The organism is Bacillus sp. C30, assembly GCF_040838255.1.
GTDB classification, from domain to species: Bacteria; Bacillota; Bacilli; order Bacillales; family Bacillaceae_G; genus Bacillus_A; species Bacillus_A mycoides.
In genome coordinates, this window is sequence record NZ_JBFPJH010000187.1 from 1 (window position 1) to 6,485 (window position 6,485).

Annotated in this window: 10 protein-coding genes and 2 pseudogenes; 7 read left to right on the top strand and 5 right to left on the bottom strand. The window is 35.2% G+C overall.

Annotated features, from left to right (window positions below; translation table 11 throughout):
• Both AB3X49_RS15740 and AB3X49_RS15745 read left to right on the top strand, forming a co-directional pair.
• Positions 1 to 141, top strand: a pseudogene (locus tag AB3X49_RS15740) (ABC transporter permease subunit); the annotation flags it as partial.
• A gap of 1 nt (position 142) precedes the next feature.
• Complete coding sequence (locus tag AB3X49_RS15745; RefSeq protein ID WP_050000849.1) at positions 143 to 1,147, top strand: ABC transporter permease; 1,005 nt, start codon at positions 143 to 145, stop codon at positions 1,145 to 1,147.
• Positions 1,148 to 1,190: 43 nt separating this feature from the next.
• Here AB3X49_RS15745 and brnQ2 read toward each other — a convergent pair whose 3' ends face one another.
• The 4 genes from brnQ2 to AB3X49_RS15765 all read right to left on the bottom strand — a co-directional run bounded on the left by brnQ2 (position 1,191) and on the right by AB3X49_RS15765 (position 3,846).
• Positions 1,191 to 2,507: a branched-chain amino acid transport system II carrier protein BrnQ2 gene (gene brnQ2 / locus AB3X49_RS15750; protein WP_367963210.1), complete on the bottom strand. Its 1,317-nt coding sequence runs from the start codon at positions 2,505 to 2,507 to the stop codon at positions 1,191 to 1,193.
• 220 nt (positions 2,508 to 2,727) lie between these two features.
• Positions 2,728 to 3,297 carry a spore coat protein CotJC gene (cotJC, locus tag AB3X49_RS15755; RefSeq protein ID WP_002010774.1) on the bottom strand — a complete coding sequence of 190 codons (570 nt, stop codon included), beginning with the start codon at positions 3,295 to 3,297 and terminating at the stop codon, positions 2,728 to 2,730.
• A gap of 61 nt (positions 3,298 to 3,358) precedes the next feature.
• Entirely contained in the window at positions 3,359 to 3,622 is a 264-nt protein-coding gene (locus AB3X49_RS15760) for a spore coat protein CotJB (RefSeq protein ID WP_367963212.1), read from the bottom strand.
• An 8-nt stretch (positions 3,623 to 3,630) separates the two neighbouring features.
• Positions 3,631 to 3,846, bottom strand: coding sequence for a spore coat associated protein CotJA (locus AB3X49_RS15765; RefSeq protein ID WP_002193326.1), 216 nt, complete (start codon positions 3,844 to 3,846; stop codon positions 3,631 to 3,633).
• A 108-nt stretch (positions 3,847 to 3,954) separates the two neighbouring features.
• Between AB3X49_RS15765 and AB3X49_RS15770 the strand changes: the two genes are divergently transcribed.
• The 5 genes from AB3X49_RS15770 (at position 3,955) to AB3X49_RS15790 (ending at position 6,349) form a co-directional block, all read left to right on the top strand.
• On the top strand, positions 3,955 to 4,365 hold the full coding sequence (locus AB3X49_RS15770; protein ID WP_002029946.1) for a VOC family protein: 411 nt from the start codon (positions 3,955 to 3,957) through the stop codon (positions 4,363 to 4,365).
• Positions 4,366 to 4,606: 241 nt separating this feature from the next.
• Positions 4,607 to 4,888: a YkvA family protein gene (locus tag AB3X49_RS15775; RefSeq protein ID WP_000733844.1), complete on the top strand. Its 282-nt coding sequence runs from the start codon at positions 4,607 to 4,609 to the stop codon at positions 4,886 to 4,888.
• A gap of 11 nt (positions 4,889 to 4,899) precedes the next feature.
• Entirely contained in the window at positions 4,900 to 5,505 is a 606-nt protein-coding gene (locus tag AB3X49_RS15780; RefSeq protein ID WP_002010780.1) for a DedA family protein, read from the top strand.
• A 110-nt stretch (positions 5,506 to 5,615) separates the two neighbouring features.
• Positions 5,616 to 5,984, top strand: a complete 369-nt coding sequence (locus tag AB3X49_RS15785; RefSeq protein ID WP_002087413.1) for a DUF3992 domain-containing protein — start codon at positions 5,616 to 5,618, stop codon at positions 5,982 to 5,984.
• Positions 5,985 to 6,004: 20 nt separating this feature from the next.
• Positions 6,005 to 6,349: a DUF3992 domain-containing protein gene (locus tag AB3X49_RS15790; protein WP_000525803.1), complete on the top strand. Its 345-nt coding sequence runs from the start codon at positions 6,005 to 6,007 to the stop codon at positions 6,347 to 6,349.
• A gap of 59 nt (positions 6,350 to 6,408) precedes the next feature.
• Here AB3X49_RS15790 and AB3X49_RS15795 read toward each other — a convergent pair.
• Positions 6,409 to 6,485, bottom strand: a pseudogene (locus AB3X49_RS15795) (S-Ena type endospore appendage); the annotation flags it as partial.

Below are 6,485 nucleotides of genomic sequence, written 5' to 3' on the forward strand. Positions count from 1 at the left end.
ATTTTTATGTTTTTGAAATCGTATGAGGGTATTAGGGTTGAGGTTTTCATCGTTAGTGTGCTGCTTATTTATATTCCGATTTTTATTTTATTCAAATTGTTTCATTATCTCATTCCAGCTGCGATGAAGGAGAGATTATAATATGTGGACGTATATAAAACGCGATAAAAGATTTTGGATAAGCATTGGGTTTCTTCTCATATTAGTTCTTTTGAGCATCGGAAATACGATATGGAATGGTGGGCACATTAGACAAGTTACACTGCAATATGACGCGGCTGGAAATCCAGAAGTACCACCGTTTTCACCTTCATTACAATTTTTACTCGGGACAGACCGGAAAGGATATGACCTGTTACATTTAGTTATTGAAGGCGCGAAGTGGACGATTGGTATATCTATTTTAATTGCGGCACTTAGAATGGTAATAGGTGTATTTTTTGGTGTTGTACTCGGAACGTACATAAAAAGAGGGTTTTCAAAAATCGAAGCATTTTTTGATAGTTTTACAGTTATTCCAACAGTTATGATTGCGTATTTCTTTCTCCAATCTGTGAATACCTTTGGAAGTGGAGAGGAAACAATAACTTTTTTTGAAAGGGCTTCGTTTCAAGTTGTATTACTTGTAATGCTTGTGATGCCAGTTATTGCACTGTATGTTGCGAAGGAAGTTCGTAAATTGAGAACCGAAGAATTCATTGAGGCTGCGTGTATATTAGGTGGATCAAAAAGACACATTGTTATAAAGCATCTTTTTCCGCATCTCTATATGACGTTTATACTTGTATTTCTTCAGCAATTTACGCAGACTCTTACTATTTTACTCCACTTAGGGTTACTGGAAGTATTCTTTGGCGGAACTGTTAAGTTTTTAGGACCGGTAGAAGAAATAGACTCTTACACACATGAATGGTCAGGTTTAATTGGAGTTTATTTTAGATCATTAACAGTTAATCCGTGGATTCCTCTCGTTCCAATTACATTTTTTGGACTTACTATCTTTTCAGGAAATATGATTGTAAAAAGTATAGAAGAGGCGATGATGAAAGTAAGGTTAGGCGGAGTGAGAAAGAAGACAGATGTAGAAAAGGAACAACCTGCTGTGCAGTCAAAAGAAGAGCTGTTTACGTTTAAGCATACGATTTGAAAATAAAGAAGAAGCAAGCATAATCAATGCTTGCTTCTTTTCTTTATTTTGTAGAAACTTCACCTTCAGCTGCTGTTTGAGGAATAAAGTATCCGATTATACCACCAATTATTGCTGGAACGATCCAGCCGATTCCTAAGTTATAAAAAGGAATTGTGTGTACGATATTAGCGATAAAACTTGGTATCATTCCCACATTATCAAGTGCATGAATACAGCTAATAAGGAATGCTGCAATCATCGCTCCGATATAGACAGAAGGTTTACGTTTCGTATATTTATCAATAAAGGATACGAAAATTAAAATGATTGTAATTGGATATAAAATAATTAATACAGGTAATGTAATTTTGATTAATAAACTTAATCCTAAGTTTGAAATAACGAAGCTAAAAATACAAACGTATAGTACAAGCTTCTTATATGAAACATTTGTTAATACTGTTGTGAAATAGTTGGCGAATGCACTTACAACACCGATTGCAGTCGTTAAACAAGCAAAGATAATTGCGATACTTAATAAAACATTACCGCTTGTCCCAAAAAATTGATACATAACAGTTGCTAATAGCTGACCGCCATTTTCGAATTGTCCTAAGTTTCCGTTTGAAGCGCCAATATAACCGAGTAAGAAATAAACAATTGTTAAGAAAAGGGCAGCAATGCTTCCGCAAATAATTGTATATTTTGCAATGGATTTCTTATCTTGTATACCGTTTTGACGAATTGCATTTACAACAATTGTTGATAATACGAGAGCTCCGATTGCATCTAATGTTAAAAAGCCTTCGAGAAATCCTTTGAAAAATGGAATTTCTTTATAGTCACCGATAGGTTCTGCAAATGATCCTGGTGAAAGAATCGCTTTTGTTGCCATAATTGCAATAATTCCAAGCAAAATTGGCGTTAATATTTTTCCGATATGATCTACTAATTTGGATGGATTTAACGATAAGAAGTAGACGACTATAAAGAAAATCGCACTAAAAACTAACATAGAGTACCATTGATCTGGGAAAAGTGGTGCAATCCCAATTTCATAAGATACAGTTCCAGTTCGTGGAATAACAAATAGTGGGCCGATGGAAAGATAAATAATGATAGCGAATACTGCTGCGAATTTTGGGTGAACACGGCTCGCTAAAGTATTAAAACTACCACCAGCAAGGGCAACAGCGACGATAGCTAGTAAAGATAAACCGACATCTGTAATAATAAATCCTGTAATGGAAACCCACATATTTTCTCCGGAAGAAAGACCGAGAAGAGGCGGGAAAATCATATTACCAGCACCGAAGAAAACTGCGAATAGTAATAAACTAATCGAAAGTATTTGCGCTGGTTTTAAAGTTGTACGCATATAAAGAAAAGCCTCCTAATGAGCGTTTTTTTGTCGAAAATTCAAATAATTTGTCGATTGACTGTTATTATTTTAAAGGTCTGATGACTAGAAAGCAAGAGGGAATTTTAAAAATATTTTAAAATAATGCGTAAAATTGAATAAATATACTATTTATATGTTAATGCAGGAAGAATTTCACTTTTAACGTAAAAAAACACATATCGCTAGGATATGTGTATTAAAAATAAATTTGCCTATCACGTTCTTCTTTTAAAATTTCTACAGCCTCTCGGAAACGTTGAGAATGGACAATTTCTCGTTCGCGTAAAAAGCGTAAGCTATCATTTATATCGGGATCGTCTGATAAATCAATTAGCCATTGATAAGTCGCTCGTGCTTTTTCTTCAGCTGCAATATCCTCGTATAAATCTGCGATAGGATCTCCTTTCGCTTGAATGTAAGTGGCAGTAAAAGGAACACCACCTGCATTATGGTAAAACAAGGCGCTATCATGATTCGCATAATGCGCGTCTAATCCGGCAGCTTTCATTTGTTCAGGTGTTGCATCTTTTGTTAATTTATAAATCATTGTAGCAATCATTTCTAAATGTGCGAACTCTTCTGTACCAATATCGGTTAGTAAGCCAACGACTTTATCAGGAATTGTATAACGTTGATTTAAGTAGCGAAGAGCAGCAGCCAGTTCGCCGTCCGCACCGCCATATTGTTCAACTAATAATTTGGCGAGTGCTGGATTACAAGTACTCACTTTAACTGGATATTGTAATTTTTTTTCATAAATCCACATAGTTTCTCTCCTTTATCCCGCTATTTGCTGCCCGTAAACTCCACTTGATTAAAGTTTCATTTTATATTTGCCATGGCCACGGTCCTTGGCTCCATTGCCATGGAGCGTTAGAATAACTATTTCCGAACTGCTGAAGTGGCCCGTATTTTTCTTCAATTTTTTGTTGGAATACTCTTCGTTTATAGGAGAAATCATTGAATTGATTTATAGCTGCAGTATCGTCGGGGTGCGTATCTAAATAGAGGGTAAGTTCAACTAATACAAAGTCTAGTTCTTGTAGTTCTTCAATCCATTTGTAATATTCATCAGGCAATGTTTGTGTCACGTTTTTATTCACCGTCCTTTTTTGTGAGGATTTTCATAAAAATCATAAAAAGCAGGCCATAAAGTCCCTTTTCTTAAAGCTTCGTTTGGTGGGAATTGGGGTAAGTTAGGTGGTTGAAAGCCCATAAATAGGTGTGGGGGAGTTGAGTAGTATTTCTTTCCAATTGGAGGGCAAGGATCATTTGGACCGTGATAAGGTATGTAAGATTTCATGAATTTATCCATGTTACACGCCTCCTTTATAAATGAAATATTCATCACTATGTATTGTATTCGTACATAATTGCAAATTATGACTCATATAGAAAACTAAAAGGGGCAGGGGGAGTGCGGATGGAAAGTGTTACAACATGTATTGTCTTAGAATCTAAAAACTTAAAGGAAACATTATATTTTTATGAAGGAATTCTAGGGTTTAAACCGAGCAAGGAGAGGCCACAAATACGTGTAACAGGTGTGTGGTATGATATTGGTTTAACGAGAATTTGTTTTGTTGTAAACAGGGGACTGGGAGAGCATAGAGAGACTGTTATATCATCAGTGAAGGAACTATTGTTAAAAGCTACAAATATCGAGCGTTTAAAGAAAAAGTTAGCGTTTTATCAAATATCATTTGTAGAAAAGCGCCGCGGTGAAGAAGTTAGAATAATATTTCATGATCCAGATGGTTATACACTCCAATTTATTTCAATAGAGAACATGGAAGAGAGTCTTTTACAATGTAATAATCTGAATGGTGAATGAAAAAAATATTGACAAGCTTAGGTAAATATTTTAATGTGATTGTATAAAACTGTGTATATAAAGGGGAGTAACTTATTACAGTAAAGTCGTCATTACAGGGAGAAACCCTCGGCTTTATTGGCAACGTTTCGTTGTTAGTGAGACCTTTACCAGCAATGGTAAAGGCCCCTTCTTGTCTTTTTTAGGACCCCTACCATATTTGGTAGGGTCCTTTTTGTATACAAAGAGAGGAGAAATAAAAATGAAAAAACTTATAAGTAGATTAAGAGTTGTATTTCATGTCCGCCGTTTTGTTCCATTCCTATTTGACTTTTTTACTTCAAAAGAGGTTTCAATAAAGAAGAAAATTTTATCTATTGCTTTTTTAGTTGGTTATGTAGCGATGCCGCTCGATTTAATTCCAGACTTCCTACCGTTCATTGGTATTTTAGATGATATTGGAATTGTGTTATTTATTTTGAACCGAATTGTAAAGATGGCGCCAGTTCAATTACAAGAAAAGCATAACGTAAACGTAGGATAGGAGTTGAAAATATGGAGCAAATTATTTTAGATATAATCGAGTTTTTAAAGCAGTTTTCTTATTTTGGAGTTGTGTTAGCATTAACGTTTGAATTTATTCCAGCAGAAGTAGTTTTGCCCATGGTTGGGTATTGGGTATATGAGGGAGATATGAATTTTTGGCTAGCTGTATTAGCTGGAACGCTTGGCGGAACGACAGGACCTTTAACGTTATATGCGCTCGGGTATTACGGTGGTCGTCCTCTATTAATAAAATACGGGAAATACTTCTTCATTAAAGAAGAACAAATTCAAAAAGCAGATGATTTCTTTGAAAAATATGGACCGGTTGTAGCATTTGTTGGACGCTTTGTGCCAGGAGTTCGAACGCTTATTTCCGTTCCATGTGGTATGGCGAAAATGAACATATGGAAATTTAGCATATATACATTTGTAGCAATGTTCCCATTAACGACTTTGTATATTTATTTTGGAATGAAATTAGGTCCGCATTGGGAAAAAGCAGCGGGTGTTGTTGGACAATATATGCTACCGATATTAGCCGTCGTTCTTATTATTGTAGGTGGTATTTTAATCTATAAATTTATGAAAAAACGAAACAGATCGGAATCTATCTAGTCATTGGTAATGGAATTTGCATATTTTTTGAAAATAGATGAATAGTACAGGCAAAAGACTCTGAGGGACATACACATATAGGGAATATAAAAGAGAGAGGGGAAACAACTATGTCTTGTGAGTGCTCAGGGTCAGCATTAACTTGCTGTCCAGATAAAAATTATGTACAAGATAAAGTGTGTAGTCCGTGGTCTGCTACTGTAGTTGCAACAGCAATTGATAATGTTCTTTATACAAATAATATTAACCAAAATGTAGTTGGTACTGGTTTTGTTAAATATGATGTTGGTCCAGGTCCAATTACTGTAGAAGCGCTTGATTCTGCTGGGGCTACAATTGATACACAAACATTAAACCCAGGAACGAGTATCGCTTTTACGTATCGCCGCTTTGCTAGTATACAAGTTGTGTTACCTGCAACACCTGGTGGAACGTATCAGGGAGAATTTTGTATTACAACACGTTATCCACTTTCATAGTAGAATAGGAGAGGATCGAAATGGGAATGAGAAGTTCCGGTTTGTCTTGTTGTTCTAATAAAACACTTGTGCAAGATCAAGTATGTACAGACTGGTCTATTACAGGTGCTGGTACTCAAATTGTATATACGAATAATATTACACAAGAAGTATATGGTTCAGGTTATGTGAAATATGATGTAGGCGCGAATCCCATTACAGTTGATTTTTTAGTCGGTGCTACAGTAGTTGATACAATTACTGTACAACCACAAAGTAGTGGTACTTTCACTGTACGATATTTTACTACTGTCCGAATTACTACGACAGGAACAACTGTTAATCAAGGCGAGTTTTGTATTACAGTACGTTATCCAATTTCATAAAAAAAGCATACCGTAAATGGTATGCTTTTTTTAATTGAGGAAGTAATAAAATTGGTATTCTATAAGCAACATGTAAATTGGCAACAGTACTTGCTTTCTAAATATAGTGAAGGATTATTTTGTATATTAATAATAC

What these genes read in the sequence shown, in the direction of transcription:
- AB3X49_RS15745 (WP_050000849.1), top strand. Translation starts at nt 143, where the DNA reads ATGTGGACGTATATAAAACGCGATAAAAGATTTTGGATAAGCATTGGG.
- brnQ2 (WP_367963210.1), bottom strand. Translation starts at nt 2,507, where the DNA reads ATGCGTACAACTTTAAAACCAGCGCAAATACTTTCGATTAGTTTATTA.
- cotJC (WP_002010774.1), bottom strand. Translation starts at nt 3,297, where the DNA reads ATGTGGATTTATGAAAAAAAATTACAATATCCAGTTAAAGTGAGTACT.
- AB3X49_RS15765 (WP_002193326.1), bottom strand. Translation starts at nt 3,846, where the DNA reads ATGGATAAATTCATGAAATCTTACATACCTTATCACGGTCCAAATGAT.
- AB3X49_RS15770 (WP_002029946.1), top strand. Translation starts at nt 3,955, where the DNA reads ATGGAAAGTGTTACAACATGTATTGTCTTAGAATCTAAAAACTTAAAG.
- AB3X49_RS15775 (WP_000733844.1), top strand. Translation starts at nt 4,607, where the DNA reads ATGAAAAAACTTATAAGTAGATTAAGAGTTGTATTTCATGTCCGCCGT.
- AB3X49_RS15780 (WP_002010780.1), top strand. Translation starts at nt 4,900, where the DNA reads ATGGAGCAAATTATTTTAGATATAATCGAGTTTTTAAAGCAGTTTTCT.
- AB3X49_RS15785 (WP_002087413.1), top strand. Translation starts at nt 5,616, where the DNA reads ATGTCTTGTGAGTGCTCAGGGTCAGCATTAACTTGCTGTCCAGATAAA.
- AB3X49_RS15790 (WP_000525803.1), top strand. Translation starts at nt 6,005, where the DNA reads ATGGGAATGAGAAGTTCCGGTTTGTCTTGTTGTTCTAATAAAACACTT.